Source organism: Enterobacter sp. 148H3, from assembly GCF_034107425.1.
Taxonomy (GTDB): Bacteria; Pseudomonadota; Gammaproteobacteria; order Enterobacterales; family Enterobacteriaceae; genus Enterobacter; species Enterobacter vonholyi.
The window spans coordinates 1-16,712 of sequence record NZ_JAWNEI010000009.1; the positions used below are offsets into that span (position 1 = coordinate 1).

At 51.1% G+C, this 16,712-nt stretch carries 14 protein-coding genes and 3 pseudogenes; 1 reads left to right on the forward strand and 16 read right to left on the reverse strand.

Annotated features, from left to right (window positions below; all coding sequences use genetic code 11):
• Positions 1 to 1,046, reverse strand: a pseudogene (locus tag USH94_RS14075) (RHS repeat-associated core domain-containing protein); the annotation flags it as partial.
• Between the two features lie 2 nt (positions 1,047 to 1,048).
• Between USH94_RS14075 and USH94_RS14080 the strand changes: the two are divergent.
• Positions 1,049 to 1,150: pseudogene (locus tag USH94_RS14080) on the forward strand (DUF933 domain-containing protein); the annotation flags it as partial.
• A gap of 54 nt (positions 1,151 to 1,204) precedes the next feature.
• On the opposite strand, the pseudogene USH94_RS14085 reads toward USH94_RS14080, so the two are convergent.
• The 15 genes and pseudogenes from USH94_RS14085 to tri1 (USH94_RS14155) all read right to left on the reverse strand — a co-directional run bounded on the left by USH94_RS14085 (position 1,205) and on the right by tri1 (USH94_RS14155) (position 16,693).
• A pseudogene (locus USH94_RS14085) lies at positions 1,205 to 1,499 on the reverse strand (YciI family protein).
• Between the two features lie 99 nt (positions 1,500 to 1,598).
• A complete protein-coding gene (locus USH94_RS14090) occupies positions 1,599 to 1,964 on the reverse strand; it encodes a hypothetical protein (RefSeq protein ID WP_111966189.1) in 366 nt (121 codons plus the stop codon).
• A 16-nt stretch (positions 1,965 to 1,980) separates the two neighbouring features.
• A complete protein-coding gene (locus tag USH94_RS14095) occupies positions 1,981 to 2,361 on the reverse strand; it encodes a hypothetical protein (protein ID WP_111966188.1) in 381 nt (126 codons plus the stop codon).
• A gap of 1,005 nt (positions 2,362 to 3,366) precedes the next feature.
• The gene (locus USH94_RS14100) at positions 3,367 to 3,858 is read right to left on the reverse strand and encodes a hypothetical protein (RefSeq protein WP_111966187.1); all 492 of its coding nucleotides are present in this window, start codon (positions 3,856 to 3,858) and stop codon (positions 3,367 to 3,369) included.
• Positions 3,859 to 3,860: 2 nt separating this feature from the next.
• Complete coding sequence (locus USH94_RS14105) at positions 3,861 to 8,270, reverse strand: RHS repeat-associated core domain-containing protein (RefSeq protein ID WP_320731326.1); 4,410 nt, start codon at positions 8,268 to 8,270, stop codon at positions 3,861 to 3,863.
• 3 nt (positions 8,271 to 8,273) lie between these two features.
• Complete coding sequence (locus USH94_RS14110; RefSeq protein ID WP_111964743.1) at positions 8,274 to 8,714, reverse strand: DcrB-related protein; 441 nt, start codon at positions 8,712 to 8,714, stop codon at positions 8,274 to 8,276.
• Positions 8,715 to 8,789: 75 nt separating this feature from the next.
• Positions 8,790 to 9,866 (reverse strand): hypothetical protein, encoded by a 1,077-nt coding sequence (locus tag USH94_RS14115; RefSeq protein ID WP_111964744.1) that lies wholly within the window; start codon positions 9,864 to 9,866, stop codon positions 8,790 to 8,792.
• 3 nt (positions 9,867 to 9,869) lie between these two features.
• Positions 9,870 to 10,424 (reverse strand): hypothetical protein, encoded by a 555-nt coding sequence (locus USH94_RS14120; protein ID WP_258525040.1) that lies wholly within the window; start codon positions 10,422 to 10,424, stop codon positions 9,870 to 9,872.
• A gap of 75 nt (positions 10,425 to 10,499) precedes the next feature.
• The gene (locus tag USH94_RS14125) at positions 10,500 to 10,997 is read right to left on the reverse strand and encodes a hypothetical protein (protein ID WP_258525041.1); all 498 of its coding nucleotides are present in this window, start codon (positions 10,995 to 10,997) and stop codon (positions 10,500 to 10,502) included.
• Positions 10,990 to 12,912 (reverse strand): type VI secretion system Vgr family protein, encoded by a 1,923-nt coding sequence (locus tag USH94_RS14130; protein WP_111964746.1) that lies wholly within the window; start codon positions 12,910 to 12,912, stop codon positions 10,990 to 10,992. The genes USH94_RS14125 and USH94_RS14130 overlap by 8 nt, the downstream gene beginning before the upstream one ends.
• A 59-nt stretch (positions 12,913 to 12,971) precedes the next feature.
• On the reverse strand, positions 12,972 to 13,421 hold the full coding sequence (locus USH94_RS14135; RefSeq protein WP_111964747.1) for a hypothetical protein: 450 nt from the start codon (positions 13,419 to 13,421) through the stop codon (positions 12,972 to 12,974).
• 51 nt (positions 13,422 to 13,472) lie between these two features.
• Positions 13,473 to 13,919, reverse strand: coding sequence for a hypothetical protein (locus USH94_RS14140; protein ID WP_111964748.1), 447 nt, complete (start codon positions 13,917 to 13,919; stop codon positions 13,473 to 13,475).
• 107 nt (positions 13,920 to 14,026) lie between these two features.
• Complete coding sequence (gene tri1 / locus USH94_RS14145) at positions 14,027 to 15,124, reverse strand: ADP-ribosylarginine hydrolase Tri1 (protein ID WP_111964749.1); 1,098 nt, start codon at positions 15,122 to 15,124, stop codon at positions 14,027 to 14,029.
• A 37-nt stretch (positions 15,125 to 15,161) separates the two neighbouring features.
• Positions 15,162 to 15,542, reverse strand: a complete 381-nt coding sequence (locus USH94_RS14150) for an immunity protein Tsi6 family protein (protein WP_111964750.1) — start codon at positions 15,540 to 15,542, stop codon at positions 15,162 to 15,164.
• 80 nt (positions 15,543 to 15,622) lie between these two features.
• Positions 15,623 to 16,693, reverse strand: coding sequence for an ADP-ribosylarginine hydrolase Tri1 (gene tri1 / locus USH94_RS14155; RefSeq protein WP_111964751.1), 1,071 nt, complete (start codon positions 16,691 to 16,693; stop codon positions 15,623 to 15,625).
• Positions 16,694 to 16,712: the final 19 nt, after the last annotated feature.

A 16,712-nucleotide genomic window follows, 5' to 3' on the forward strand; every position in this document is an offset into this window, starting at 1 on the left:
CCCAGCGCATTCGGCGCATACTGGTAAAGGTTTATCCCCCCCGCCAGCCCTATCGGGTCCTGCTGCGTAAACCGCCCGCAGTCCGGGTCGTAATACCGGAACAGATTGTAGTGCAGGCCTGTCTCACGGTCCAGGTATTGCCCCTGCATGCGCAGGTTCTGAGAATATCCTGATACCTGCGACTCGCTTTCCCGCAGCAGCTTGCCCCAGGCGCTGTTGACCCCTTCCCAGCGCACCTGCCCTTCGATATCCGTCATCCGCTCCGGCGTGCCGTTGGGCTGGCAGTGGAACCAGAAAATCTCCGGAGCATCAACGCCGTCAATACGCGCCAGCGGGTCGTAGCTGTCCTGGTCGCTGTAGACGTAGGTGAGCGGCACATCTCCGTGCACCTCCTGCAGCAGGCGGAACCCTTCCCAGACAAACCGGGTGGTGACCGGCTTGCCGGTTGGCTGTCCGCCCAGCATCTGGCATCGCGTTTTACTGATGCGTCGCCCGAGCGGATCGTAGCGGAAGCTGACCTGCGTCTGCGGTTTGTTGCGATCCCGCGGCTGGCTGATGACCTCCGTCAGGCGGTGTTCACCGTCGTAGCGGTAGTGCCAGCGGGTCTGGCCGTTATCCTTCTCTATGGTGCGGCCGTGGATGTCATAGCGCCAGCGAATGCCGTTCAGCTGCGTCAGGCGGTTGTGCGTGACCTTCTCAGCAGCCCCTTCGAGCGGGTTACCGGCAGCATCCCAGCGCCACTGCTCCTGGCCAGGCAGCGTGCCGTCCTGAACGAGCAGGCGCCCGGCGCTGTCGTACTGCCAGCGGTACCAGCTGAAGGGGTTATCGTCCCGCTCTTCACGCACCAGGTTATTGCGGTAGTCGTAATCCCAGCGGCGGGACCAGCGGCGCGGCGACGGACGCTGGGCATTGCCGGTAAAGACGTCCCGGCGATGCAGTCGGCCAAGACGATCGTATTCGCTGCGGGTGGTCAGCAGCCCCTGGGTGCGGCTGGTCTCCCGGTGGAGTTCGTCGCGGGTAAAGTCGGAGACCGACAGCTTATTGAGAACAAGGTGAGCAAGGCGCGAAAGAAGCAGGCAAGATGCGTGCGAATGGGAAAGATTACATCGTTAAAGATGGCGAAGTGATGAACTTCCTGTTTAACGTTTGATTTGTTTTGAATGAAAAAAATCCACGCTTTGGCGTGGATTTTTTTATTGCGGGGTTAAAACACATTTTCCAGGAGTTCGGTTTTCATGCTGGGTTCAAAGGGAATGATTTCAGCAGTCGCAAGTTTTAACCTCTAAAAAGGATCCTCGCGCAAGCGCTCTTCAAGAGAGGCAAGACTCTCACATTTAGCGAGTCTGACTCCACCGGTTCCAGGGATCCGTCTACCCGATGCCAGAAATATCCCCTCTGCATACCCCCTTTTTTAGCCACTCCACATGAGTAGGTTTCGCTGCGTCGATTTCTTCGTGTGTTTTTATATAGGTCAAAATGACAATGTAAACCGTGCTCATCCTTTGCCACTCAGTTCAGTTTTAAACCGCTTGTTGGAACTGCTTATGCGGCCCTCTTTGGCTACCGGTTATTGTTATCGTTTTTTGGCGCTTTTGATGTTAATACGCAGGGCCCAATTGAGACAAAGCATTACGCTTCATATCCCAGGAATAAAACCAATCATGCCAGCCGTTTTGCTTTTCCGCATAGCTACAGACCACAACCACTTCCTTTGACAGGTTGAAGGTTAAGTAATAGAAAAATGCGCCTTCAGGAGGTGCTGACCAAAATAGTTTTTTGCCCTGCGCATTGAAGATGGTCAAAACGGTTGGTAATGGCTTTGGCTTGCTTAACACAAAGACTAACTGGCGTGTTGAGTCGACCATTGCATAGTCTAAAAATGGCATACTAACCAGTATGTTACTTTCGCCACGCGCCCATTGAAGCAGGTCATTTTCTTTAATACAAATGAGATTTTCAATCATTGGTAAACCTCAACTTTTAAAGTTTGATCTGTTTCAAATCACCTTCAAAAAGCCCCACAAGATATACCCGGTATCGGGCTGGCTGCACTTCTTTATACGTTAATACAGTAGAAAACTCTTTCAAACACTTTGTACATGTATTTTTCGAAACATCTAATTGGCTATCGTCATAGCTATATTTCTTATGTTCACTGACAAGCTTCACACCTCTCATTTTCTTTACCAAAAAGCATTTTACCTCTTCAGTGAGCGTGTCAAAATCATATGAGTTTACGATAGAATAGACTATTACTCCCTCGCATTCAGGGCATGCTATTTCCTTTCCATACTCTATGAAATCATTGTCAATGCCATCGAGGACTAATAACTTCTTTTTTAGTCGATTAGTTATTTTCATTTTTTGAGCTTATTAATAAAAAAGTAAGGCGAGAAGAAAAATGAGGGATTTTATTAATTAATAACAGTATTTATGTCAAACATTCCATTCGATATAAATACCACAATCGAAGCTTTTTTCATTAGACTGCACAACAATACTTCCCCATTCATGCACCCAGTGAATTCCATATGGTGGGGTTGTAATTTTAAGTTTAGGGTTCGAGGTTATTTCATTCTCAACCCATGCTGTCAAACGCTGCCGCTCCTCCGATAAATTACTCAGATTAGCCCTTTTATCCCAATCATCTAGAGTTTTATAAAAACTTCCATCCTTACTAGTAAGGAATATTGATGGGGAAAAAGAAAATACTGAAGGACTCAGTTCCAAAATGAAAACTTGATCTTTCCATTTAATATTATCGATAGAGAAATAAAAGGACCTATAGAAGTAAATGGCGAGAAGGATTTGTAAAATACGGAATGTTTAAAAGTATCAACATCTTTTAACTGGAGGGGGTGGTTGTTAATTGCCACAAAACCATTGTGAACATCAAGGTTCATTTCTAACATATCTAAACCACCTTGTCTGGAAGTGACTACGTTGTATTCCAAACCATATATATCCCATGATTAAATGACTTTGTCTCATATGAGACTGAAACCCGCCACCACTCAAAGTTCCACCTAATCATGTCTCTTTCCGTGGTATCAGGAGTGTCCAGTTTAGTGATTCTTTCTGCCAATCAGACAAGTTTTTTACTGAATTAATTTCCGGTTGGCACTCGCAACCCTGAACGATTATTAACATAAAGCCTTAGATGATTATAAAAAATAATTACATTTAAATCTGAAATTTTTAGCTTTTGGAATACTACAATTGTTTAATTAATTTTTATTGACAACTGTCTTTGGCATGACGAAATGGCCTCCCACAGGGTCAATTTCAATTCTATTTACCCGATGTGATTTTCTACACCGCATAATTAAATAATTGCGAGTATTTTTACACCCATACGCACACAATTCATAACTTTATATTATTCCATCTGCAATAATCCTTCCAGGATTTTTCATCTCTAAAACCAGAACGATAATTACAATAAATTGCACCTGAACAATTCCAGTGGTCATAAGCCGCATTTATATGGCCCCATGCTCCATGAACTGGGAGATCAACATTCGTTTTATCTTTGAACCAATCCCTTAATTTTTTTGTAACTTTCCCCTCCGGTTTTTTTTGTTCTCCATCGATTAATTTATAAGGTGCGAAACTCCAACTGCCAATAATAGCATTTTCATCATTAGGTTGAATAAAATTAACTATCAAATAAATATCACCATGCGCGTTTCCTTTTATGTTAAAAATAGCTCTATAGGAGACTGTTTCACATCCCTTATCTGGCCAAGCCTCCCAATTTAAATTATCATTATTCATTATTTCTTTTTTGATTGTAAATGGTGTCAGGGTGAGTATTTTATTGAAGAAAAAAGCGCCTGTATCTACATCAAGATTCATAGTTACATTCCGATATCAAAAGGCTTGCCAATAGGCTCAAGCACAGTTTTATAATTTGAAAGGAAAAATTGTGTTCCTCCTCCCTGACCAAAAACAACAGGATCTTGTGATAAGGCTTGTCCTGTTCCAGCTACTGCATCACGTTTTACACGGTACGCCTGAATTTTGCTACGGAATCCAAAAATTCTATGTGGCTGTACCTGCAAACTCTCCCATAATTTTTGTCTACTACCGCCAGCGGCATCAAGAGTTGCCTTATCAAAATAAAAGCCAGATTGTCCAGGAGCACCACCGTAGATGACATCACCCTCTTTTAACATTGTGTTAGACCATAAGTCGCGTCCTTTGTACTCCCCATGACCTTGCCACTGCCTTCCGAAAGCAGCCTGATTATGGTCATTTGCTTTCGTCGGTGCACATCTTGGTTTCAACCCCCACGGATCCACCCATCCCAGCGCATTCGGCGCATACTGGTAAAGGTTTATCCCCCCCGCCAGCCCTATCGGGTCCTGCTGCGTAAACCGCCCGCAGTCCGGGTCGTAATACCGGAACAGATTGTAGTGCAGGCCTGTCTCACGGTCCAGGTATTGCCCCTGCATGCGCAGGTTCTGAGAATATCCTGATACCTGCGACTCGCTTTCCCGCAGCAGCTTGCCCCAGTCGCTGTTGACCCCTTCCCAGCGCACCTGCCCTTCGATATCCGTCATCCGCTCCGGCGTGCCGTTGGGCTGGCAGTGGAACCAGAAAATCTCCGGAGCATCAACGCCGTCAATACGCGCCAGCGGGTCGTAGCTGTCCTGGTCGCTGTAGACGTAGGTGAGCGGCACATCTCCGTGCACCTCCTGCAGCAGGCGGAACCCTTCCCAGACAAACCGGGTGGTGACCGGCTTGCCGGTTGCCTGTCCGCCCAGCATCTGGCATCGCGTTTTACTGATGCGTCGCCCGAGCGGATCGTAGCGGAAGCTGACCTGCGTCTGCGGTTTGTTGCGATCCCGCGGCTGGCTGATGACCTCCGTCAGGCGGTGTTCACCGTCGTAGCGGTAGTGCCAGCGGGTCTGGCCGTTATCCTTCTCTATGGTGCGGCCGTGGATGTCATAGCGCCAGCGAATGCCGTTCAGCTGCGTCAGGCGGTTGTGCGTGACCTTCTCAGCAGCCCCTTCGAGCGGGTTACCGGCAGCATCCCAGCGCCACTGCTCCTGGCCAGGCAGCGTGCCGTCCTGAACGAGCAGGCGCCCGGCGCTGTCGTACTGCCAGCGGTACCAACTGAAGGGGTTATCGTCCCGCTCTTCACGCACCAGGTTATTGCGGTAGTCGTAATCCCAGCGGCGGGACCAGCGGCGCGGCGACGGACGCTGGGCATTGCCGGTAAAGACGTCCCGGCGATGCAGTCGGCCAAGACGATCGTATTCGCTGCGGGTGGTCAGCAGCCCCTGGGTGCGGCTGGTCTCCCGGTGGAGTTCGTCGCGGGTAAAGTCGGAGACCGACAGCTTATCGAGCGCAATGCTGAGCAGATGCCCGCTGCCGTAGTAGAACTGCTTCAGCTCGCGGCCATCGGGCAGCGTGACGGAGGTGCGGTTGCCCAGCGCGTCATACTCCCACGCCAGCTCGCCGTGCTCGCCCGCTTCGCGCGTCACGCGCCCAAGCGCGTCATACTCAAAGGCAAGCTCCTGCTCTGCCTCGGTGGTCCACACGTCGGCTGCAAGTGCAGGATGCAGCCCAATCCGGCTTAATAGCCCGGACGGCGTGTAGTGGTAGCGGGTCTGGCCTTCCGGTGTGGTGCGGGCGACCAGCTGGCCGCTCGCGCTCCAGGCGAAGGCGTGGGTGATGGCCTCCGGATGACCGGCGGCAAAGGTGCGCGCAATCGTGCGCCCGCAGGCATCATAGCGATACTGCGAGGCCACGCCATCGAGCCCCACCTCTTCCAGCAGCAGCGAATCTGGCCCCCAGCGGAACTGATACGCTTCGCCGTTCTCGTTTTCCAGAGCAATCAGACGCCCGCGGCTGTCCCAGCGGCGTCGCACTTCTTCACCCTGCGTATTACGGGTGGCGGTTAAGCGCCCCGCCTCGTCGTATCTGAACTCACTTTCTTTCCCGTCGGCGCCCGCATGCTTCACCGGCAGACCGCGTTCGTTCCATTTGAGCGATTCCGTCCAGCCTTCCGGGCGATCGAGCTGCACCGGACGCCCTGCGGCGTCGTAGCGGTAGCGCGTCTCTTCCCCGTCGGCGCCAGTCTCAGCCTCCAGCCAGCCCAGCGGGTGATAGCGATAGCGGGTAATACGCCCGGAACAGTCGGTCGAACGTACGATCTGCCCGGCCTCGTTGTACTCCTGGTAGCGGCTGTTGCCAGCGGCATCGACCTCTTCCACGACCTGGCCAAACTCGTCCCGGCGCAGCTGCGTCGTCTGCCCCATCGGGTCTACCACGCGCTTGAGCCCGTGATGTTCGTCGTACCAGAACCGGGTGGCGCTGCCGTCGGCTTCAATAATGGCCGCAGGAAGCGCGCGGTGCTCCAGCCAGGTGGTGGTGCGGGTGTTGCCGTCGGCATCGGTCTCCTGCACCCGGTTGCCCATCTCGTCGTAGACGAAGGTGACGGCGTTGCCGAGCGGATCGATGCGACGCGTGAGAAGCTCGTTTTCGTCCCACTCGTAGCGCCAGTTTTCACCGCGCTCGTCAACGTAGCGAACGATTAGATTTTGCGCGTTCCAGTAGTGACGGCGCGTCTGACCGTCGTAGTGCTCGACGGTCGTCAGCCCGGCGGCTAAATCGTAGCTAAAGCGGCACCCGTCGCCGGTGCTGGTACGGTTTTCCACCACGCGCCAGTGGTCGAATTTTTGCCACCGGTATTCGCTCTCCAGACCGCCCGGCATCCGGTGCCAGACCATCAGGCCGTGGTCGTTGTAGCGGTATTCACGCGTCACCACGCCTGAGGCATCCGTCGCGCTCGCCAGCTGGCCGCGCGCGTCGTAGCCCCACTGCATCAGCGGCCAGGTCTGGTTGCCGTCGAAATGGCTGGCTGCGGTCACGCGCTGCGGGAAACGTTCATCGTCATAGCGCAGGGTGACGTCGATTGCCCGCGGCTCGTCATGAATACCAGTCAGCCTGCCGTGCTCGTCCCACTCCGTCAGCAGCGCGTTGCCGTATTCGTCGCTGAGGGAGGCCAGACGCAGGATGGAGGGGTTCGCCCGGGTTGGTTTATACAGACGCCACACCGCGCCGTCATCGTCAGCAATCGCCACGTCGCCGCTCTCGTTGCGGCGGATAATAATGCCTTCGCTGATGCTGTAAAATGCCCGGTCGACCGGCGGCAGCTCGAAGCTTAGCTCGCGCCCGGTTTCGTCGAACCAGGTCGCGTTGTCTTCTTCTAGCGCCAGGTAGCTGTCAAAAGTGGTTGCCCAGCCCAGACCAAACAGCCCTTCGCGGGTGGTCAGGCTGTTGTAGCTGCGCTGCCAGCGAAGCGGGAAGCGCCCCGGCAGCGAGAAGTCGAGTTCGTCGTCGTCATTCAGCACCTTCACGCCGGTAGCGGCGTGAACCGGGTGCGAGGAGCCGAACACGGCGTTGACCGCCATATCGGCCAGCATCCCGCCGCCGGCCGCCGCCAGCGCGCAGGGCATATTTTTCAGGATCTTGCCCGGACGCCCGCGCAGCAGGGAGAGCGCAATCATCCCCAGCGCCAGACCCGGCGTTTTACCGCTTTTGATATCGCGAACCGTGAGCGTGTCCCCGCCGATGATTACGTTCGGGGAAACATCGTCGGACACAGTACCTTCGCAGGTGGTGCGATCTTTCGCACGCACCGCGGGCTGCCCGTTGATGAAGACGCTTTTAGAGCCTTCCGCCAGATACTGCGGCCCGGAGTGCTTTTCGCACGCCACCTTGTCTTCTTCCAGCGGCGAGGTTCCGGCAGCGGCAGAGGCCACGCTCGGCTGCCACATTTCGCTGCCAAACTGTCCGGCGGCAGAAAGCAGCATGCCCGCGTAATCGGCAAAGCTGCCCGGCGACTGCGGCTCAGGTGAAGGAGTATCTGCGGGCGTCAGCGTGCCTGCCGCGCGTGCGGCGGGGATTGCGTTGGTGAGAACGTTACTGGAACCGGTCGTGATTTTACCCGCAGGCGACGGCGGGAAAAGCGCATTGCCTAACCCCTCAGCGGCGTTGCTGATATCGTCGGTGATCCCCGCGACGTTCGCCAGCACGCCGCCAATGATGCCGCTTAACAGACAGCTGGATCCAATTGCTGCCACGCCTGCAGCTGCTGCCCCCGCCCCCAGCAATGGCGCCGCTACGGTTGCTGCTGCGCCTACCGCCGCGCCGATCACCGCATAGGCGGCACCTTCCGCCACAATGCTGGTGATGTCAGCAAAAATGCTGGAGTGAATAATCTCGTCGCCCTTACGGGCCGCGTTGCTATCGCTCATGCCTTACACATTCCGGTTGTCGTTTAGCGTCAGACTCTGCTTAAGCGCGCTCCAGCGCACCTCGTCCTCTTCGGTAAAGGCTCTTAATGCCGAGAGGGTAAAAATCATCAATACCGGTTTGCCCGGCGTCTGCACGGCCAGCTGTTTTTGCCACAGGCGCTGCCCGTTACGGTCAAACGTGGTCTCAACTTCCAGCCCGTTAATGTTGCCGTCAGGCCCGGCCTTTACGTTCCTAAATTCGCTCTGGGCAATCTCACCCATCTGAGGACGCAGCACGTCCCACTGGCGGTGAAATTCTTGTTCGTAGTCGCTGCCATCGGGAATCACGCCGCGGCTGACCACCACGGACAGCCCGCTTTCGTCATCGCGAATGATGTTCATGCTGTTGTCCTGCCAGGCAGCAGGAAAAAGGGAAAACGAACCTTCCTGGAGGGTGTATTTCATAAGTGAACTCGGGATGATTAATATTGAGAGAAACAAGAAGGCCAATCCATGCTGGCCTTTTGGCTGGCTGTATAGTTATTTAAGCCACTGGCCTGACTGCTCGACTAAAACATGGTTGCCTTTGCTGACAACCAGATTCACGGGGGCGTACGTCACGGTATAAGCGACCTCGCCATTCTTGTACGTTGAGCCGATTATTTTACCTGCGGAGTCGCGTAACGTTTTTCCCTTTAAGGAGATCGTACTGTTATCGCTTTTTCGCACGCCGAGATAGAGCATCTCGTCACATTCGCTCTCAAAATGACCGCACCTGTTTTTCAGAGAAATAGCGAACTTTTCGGTATCCAGTTTTCTGGTTTCAGCGTGATGAACCGAAGCGGCTTTACGTAACGTATAGCGCTGTGGAGCATAATCATTTCCTTTTTGAGGAGGCGTTACCAGACGCCATTCCATTTCACTCCCCTTTATTTCCAGAACAGCTCGTCCGTCTGCGCCGCCAAACGATGAGTTAAACGCTACGCTGGCACGATTGCCAGCGATGGTACCGCTAAGATTTCGCTCATCATTTTCCGGGCAATCTATGCGGTTGCCTCTCCGGGATATATAGCAATAAGACCCGGTGATGCGGTTGCCTGATTCAGCTAACCGCAGGGTTAACGTCGAGTCGTCGCCAGCTCCGCCTGCCCAAACCCCGTCAAACGCAGGTCTCGACTGGCTGTTCGTTGCAAACTGCATCGTATTGAACCTGGTGGCCCATTGCTGGATATCAGCATTAATACCCGGGCTATTATCAGAGGATTGGTAATGGATTACGTCCGACTCCGGAACCACCCAGGCCGCAAAGATTTTGCCGTCAGGATCGATAACCAGCGCTGACGCGTTCTCCAGATAAAGATCTTTTAGCCAGCCTTCAACAAACAATCCTCCACCTGTGGTGGTATGCGGTTCGCCGAAGACGTCAAAGTTATCAATAAAGGTTTGGTAGTGATTTCCCAGCAGCGTCCTGAGATTGTCTGTCACTTCACTGTCGTTAAGGATGCGACCTACCGTAACGAGCTTATTATATTGCGATAATTCAAGTGCCGATGACGTTTCAACGACGCCTGTCAATAAAGCCGTGAACAATGCGACTGCCAGATATTTTTTGGTCATAAATTATTCTTGAGAATCATTTTTGTAATTCATCGTTATTTTTATAACGTTGCCACCTTTTATCTCAAAAGAGAGCAATTCTTTATCCAATTCGTAGGTAATCCACTGCTCCCCGGCATCATTTTCGACCTGACCGGTACCGTATGCGCTGTTCAGTTCCTTTCTCGTTGAACCCACATGGACACCGCGCGGCGTTGCGAATTCTACGGCAGTCAGCGTAATCTGCGACACGATATAATCATCAACGCTTCGTTCAGCTTTATCCCACCAGAGATTGGAACTGAATATTTCTAACCCAGCTCTTTGATGCTGGAAGAATTTATAGTTCGTTTCGTCAAAAGGAACCTCACCGACAAAGTTGCCTTCCAACGGCACATCAATTTTGCCGGCACTATCAGGAGACCATCGGTCGCCCAATGCGACAGGCTGGTCTTTGATCTGCACAGAAAAATCCCGTTTTGTCAGAACGGGAGGCATCACCTGAGCCAAAACCACATTGCTGCCGAGACAGGTAAACATTAGGGCAGAAAAAAGAAATGTCGGCGTGTGTTTTTTCACGTTAATCGTCATTTATTAAATGTGTATTGCAATTATCATCCAGAAGAAACCGTCAGGACATGAGTGCAGTATTTCTTAGTCTGCGCTAATGACGACTGAACCCAGACAGTGAGGATTTTTCACGGTGAAACTGAAGCTCACCTTTTGTCCATTCATATCTTTTAGGGCTGTATAGCTGGTCACTTCGTTCTCCGAACGGCCGCGCGGATAATCAGTTAACCTCAACTGCGGATAGCGCTTTTTAACGGTATCAAGCGTTATGCATTGACCTGAGGAGGGTGAAAAATTCAGTAAAGGCGCCATGCCGTCGTTATCTTTGCTTAAACGTAACTCAATTGCGGTTATGTTCGTTCCATCCGCCAGTTTGATATCGTCGGCATTGTAGAAATTGATATATTCATTTTGCCTGGTCATCTTAAACGATAACGGCGCGTTACTAAGGGTTGTAACGGATAACGTCTTAAGCGATGCACTCATCCCGGAAATAAACATCCAGAGATCCTTTTTCTGTGCATCTCCTCCAGCCATTCCCGTCGTTAGTAACGCGATAAGCACCGCATCTGCTTTACTCATCTTTGGCCGTAAATTTCGCCTGCACCGCCGCATCAATATCCCCTTTATGCCCCGATCCCGGTGCCGTGGTGCCCGGTTTTGTACCAGAGGTATTCAGATGCAGCTTACCGCCAGTGGTGATATACCCATCCCCTTCCACGAAGAAGTTAAATTCTTTACCGATCAGGTTAATCTTGCCGTTAGCATTCAGCTCAATGGCACTCTCACCGGAGACCAGCCGCAGCTTCGTCCCGGAAGCGATAACATACTGCTCCACCGCCGCATCCAGCTTGCCTTTCCCCGTCAGGATCTCGGTGCCACCTTTCACGGCCTGAGTCTGATTCGCTTCCACGCGATGCAGTTCATTTTTCTTCACGTAATGGCTGCGCTCGCCGCCGACGCTGTGCGTTTCATCATTTTTAACGCTGGTGTCCATGTTGCGTTCGGCCTGGATCCACACCTGCTCTGCGCCCGCTTTATCCTCAAACCGCAGGGCGTTGGCGTTGTCCACGGAACCGTCTTTCGTGCGGCTCATAAAGCCCATCTGCGTCGCCGCAGCCGGTAGCGCCCACGGCGGCATGCTCGCGTCGTTGTACACGCGACCGGTAATAATCGGCCGGTCCGGATCGCCGTTGATAAAGTCCACCACCACCTCGTCGCCGACGCGCGGGATCTGCACCCCGCCGTAGCCCTGGCCCGCCCACGCGCTCGACACGCGCACCCAGCAGGAGCTGGTGTCATCGCCCTTCGCCAGACGGTCCCAGTGGAACTTCACCTTCACGCGGCCGTATTTGTCCGTCCAGATACTCTCGCCGTTCGGGCCCACCACCTTCGCGGTCTGCGGGCCGTAGGTGCGCGGCCACGCCGTGGTCTGCGCCGGACGGTAGGCCACCGACGCAGGAATGACCGTGAAATCGGTCCGGTGAATGGTCTCCCCCTCGCCGCTGGCGTAACGGTTCTCTTCAAAGTGATAGCCCGCCGCTGTGACCAGATACTCACCGTTGTCGCTGAAGAACGGCGCGTTGGTTAAGGTGAAGGTGTGCCCGGGCGCAATCCCCACCGCCGTGGCGGTGGCCTGAATCTGCTGGTGCTCCACCTGCCAGCGCTCCTGACGAATGCGGGCATAGAACTCCCCGTGCCCCTTGTCCACAAAGCGCCCCGGCCAGTCGTACACGTCAATGCTGCCCGGCGTCGGCGACGCCGGGTTCTGCTGGGCCTGGAACAGCCACGCGTTCGGCTTGCGGAAGTCATAGTCGTCGAGGCTGTAAATCCCCGGCGTCACGCTGTCCTCCAGCGCCCACTGGCTGATGCCCTCTTCATCCGTGCTGCCGCCTGACGGCGTCTGGTGGTAAGGAATAACCTCATAGCCGCTGAACGGCTGATGCTGCGTGGCGGCATCAGTCAGCACCAGGGTGTGCTTGTCCGCCTCATGGCGGAAGTGATAGGCAATCCCCTCCAGCTCCATCAGGCGGCTGATGAAGTCCAGGCTCGACTCCTGATACTGCACGCAGTAGTCCCACACCCGGTAGCTGCCGGTGAGTTTATCCTCAACGTTGACCTGATGCTCACCCAGCAGGGTTTTGACAATCTGCGGCACCGTCTGGCCCTGGAAGATACGCAGGTTACGGTCGCGCTTCATCGACCACAGGTCCGGCTCCACCGTCAGCTGGTACACCGCATAGCGGGTGCCCGTCAGCTCAACGGCGCTGACCGCCACGCGGGTAATCTTGCCGTTAACATAGCGGGACGTCAGCAGGCTCTGCGTCGGGATGGTCACCGTGACCGGCTGGCCCAGCAGCTTGCTGCGGTCGATGCGCGCGTCCGTGCCGAGCACGGTCAGCGTGAGCGCGAACGACTCGGACATCGCCTCGCGGCCGGAGAGTTTCCAGAAAAGCAGCCCCTCCACCGGGAGCTGAACGGTAATTCGGTTGAGCATAATCTTTATTCCACTATGGACTAATCTCGGTGTTCATTGAGATATTTTTTAAATCGTGCTTATTTAAGCCATAAACCTGAAAACATAAGGACGCTACCCAGGGAAACTACGCTTTTAGCAACGATAAGTAAGCAAGGCGCAACAACGCGTGTTATAGACGATATTGCTTCATAATTTTCAGCATTGTATTTTTTGTGCCCTCCTGTAATCCCGGAAAAGATCGTACAGAGCAGCACAACGGTAACTTTTAGTCCCCATACGCACAGGAAAGACATGGAAAAGATAATCGAATATTGTTTCGCCGTTGCGACGGAGAATAATGACATTGACTGAGCGAGCCATTTCAACGTAAAACCAATAACAACCGTAACCGCTAGCACCAGAACGAACATCAACCCAGCAAGGAACCATTGTTTTTTACTGAATAAGTCTTTTCCATTCCAGATAAATGCTAGCGTCCAAATCATAAAAATAAAAAAGAAAAACAAATGCATCATAATATCCCGCATTTACTTATTTTCATATCCTGGCATTGCTGGCATCTAACTAACCTCTTTATATCAGCCTGTACTGCCAAACCAGATGCCATAGAGCATCAAGATACAGCCTAACGAGGCGAGACATTTTGCTACCAGGTGTAATTTGGCCCCGTACCGGGCAGACAGAGACGATAGTTTTAAATACATTTCTTTGGTATTATACCGTTTATGAAATCGCATAATACTCTCGAAAATAGCATTCAACATCACAACAAAAAATTTCGACAGTAACATTGCCACCAGGGATGCCGGTAATATTAATGCTATCGCCCGCGCGCTTTCTCTGTCCAGTAACGGGGTTAATTTTGATACGCCAATTAAAATGAGTGTCAATGCAAGCGCACCAACCAACACTGAAATGAATTTAATTCTAAAGTCTCGCCACTCTTTTAGGGTGTAAAGATCTTTCCCGCTCCAGATATAGACTAAAGAGATGAGTATAAAAATTATAAAGCCAGTCCATTTCATTATTTCATCTTTTATTCATGCTTTTTTCCAGAGTAAAAAAACAGTCACTACTTTTCTTCAGATTTATGACACGGATATCCTTCCGTGCCATAGATGATGAACAATTTCTAAGCGATGTATTCAGGAGCTCTATCGAACAATTCACCTGCCATTGTAGCAATCCGTTCGTATTGAACGAGTTTGTTTTTCCACTCCTTCGGAATACCGGAGCACCCATATAATGCCCCAGCTATTTGTCCCGCCGTGGCCGCAACGCTGTCAGCGTCATCGGCAAGATTGGCAGCCAGCAGAATCGCATCCCGGAAATTATCAGTATTCCATACGGACCACATCGCGGCCTCAAGCGTATCGATTACATAACCACTTGAACGAATCTGATCGCGAGTTTTTTGCTTATATTCACCCGCGTTGATAATCATTACACGTGGCTGTAGCGGCATGACGTGCGGAGAAAAAACAAAATCTTTATTGCTACCGTTAATCATATGCACGAGCAAATAACTTAAATACTGTGTGCTATTTATTGCTTCCGCGGCTCCATGCGTTGCTATACTTTGTTTTTTAGCCTCATAAAACGCTTTACTTAATGACTTTCTAAAAAAAATAGAGACAGGTGCTTGCCTGATGATGGAAGCATTACCTGCAGTTTCTGGCGCTGTATTACTGCTCCACCCGGGACCAACAGTTAAATATTGCTCTAAAGCAAACCGTGTTGTATTTCCTATATCAAAACAGACGCCATTTGAACTATTATAACCATGCTGATACCATTCCAGAAGTTTATTCCTGAAGCATATAGTATCAGCATCACCTTTCTCAAGAAGCGTTTCCGCAAGACATAATGCCATGGATGTATCATCCGTCCATTCACCTGCGCGGAGTCGAAATGGCCCACCACCTATCATATCTTTGACATGTGCTTTGTCACGAGGTAAAAATTCGAGCGTCGTACCTACAGCATCTCCAACAGCAAGACCTATAAGCGCACCGACAGCACGGTCTCGCGATTCCGCTAGTGAGATGTTACATGATGGCGTTAAGTCCCATTGTTTTTGTACATCACTATTCGAGGATGATTCTAAGGGTTTATTATCATAAATATACTGCAGCCTCCGCTGGACGGAAGGATTGCTAATCGGTAAGTATTCGCGATATTTATCCACATATTTTATCAGGACATGCAAATTGGCATGTAAATCTATCATCCATCACCTAAAATATAGTTACATTCAATATCGTATCCTAAAACTCATCAGGATATTTCATCTTTAGGTTTTGTTGTTTTATTGTGTAATTGGCGTCAACCTCGTGCGGTAGTCTAACCTTTAACCCTCGACGTATTTGATCCACAATAAACCAGGCATCCGACAACCTTTCAAAAAACAACTCATCAGAATTATCAAACTCCTTCGCTGCAAACATACCGAAAGTCATTTTCCATAACTTTGCTTTATCCTTTTCCTTGCCTTCGATTAAGTCCCGTAAAAATATTAATTGTTGTACAATAGAGTCGTACATTTGTAAAATCGGGGCGTGAGAATCACGATTCGTGACGTCTGCATATCTCTTTTGTGCTAAAGTTAATGCTTTATCAACATAACCAAAGGTTGTCATTTCATTCATTGCAGTAGATTCAGTTAAATTGAAATACGACACCTTAGTGCGAGTTGTTTTATCACCTCGCTTCCCCCTATTAATTCTAACTATAAAAAATTATCCTCAGGTGCTCTATCGAATAACTCACCTGCCATTGTGGCGATACGTTCGTGTTGCACGAGTTTATCTTTCCACCCCTGCGGGATACCGGAATAACCATATAATGCTCCCGCTATTTGTCCCGCCGTCGCCGCAACGCTGTCAGAATCATCGGCAAGATTGGCAGCCAGCAGAATCGCATCCTGGAAGTTGTCAGTATTCCATACGGACCACATCGCGGCCTCAAGCGTATCGATAACATAACCACTTGAACGAATCTGATCGCGAGTTTTTTGCTTATACTCACCCGCGTTTATGATCATTACACGCGCGCACAGTGGGAAAATATGAGGCGAAAAAGCTTCTTCTTTTTGATAACCGTTAATTAAATAGTGCAATACCAATCCGAGAAATTGGCATGCGTTAATTGATTCTACCGCGCCATGCGTTGCTCTACTCTGAGCCTGGGATTCGAAGTAAATCGCACGCAGCGATTTTCGACGAAAGATAGATACCGGGGCTTGACGAATAACCCCAGCATTACCAGCAGTGTGTTTCTCTGTATTGCCATACCAGGAAGGTCCGACACGCATATACTGTTCAAGCGCGAATCGCGTCGTATTCCCGATATCGAAGCACCGACCATTACTGCTATTATCTCCGTTAAGATACCATTTCAAGAGATATTTTCTAAGCACATCGGTATGCATTCTTTTTTCTGAAAGATAAGTCTCTGCCAGACATAATGCCATGGACGTATCATCTGTCCATTCACCAGGTTTTAATTGAAAAGGCCCGCCACCAATCATATCCTCTACATGTTCACTGTCTCTTTTCTTAAACTCAAGAGTGGTGCCGACGGCGTCCCCGGCAGCCAAACCGACCAGCGATCCAAGTGCCTTATCACGTGAAACATCTTCAGTTATGGTTAAAGGTAATGTTGCATCCCATGAGTGAGATGAATTCGACGCATCAAGACTAGTGTTTCTTCTTCCATTACGGATATTAATTGGCATGTAGCTACGATAACGATCGGCATAACGATTGATTACCGAGTCTTCACTGTGAAGATCTTCCATTATGCATTCTTTATAAAAG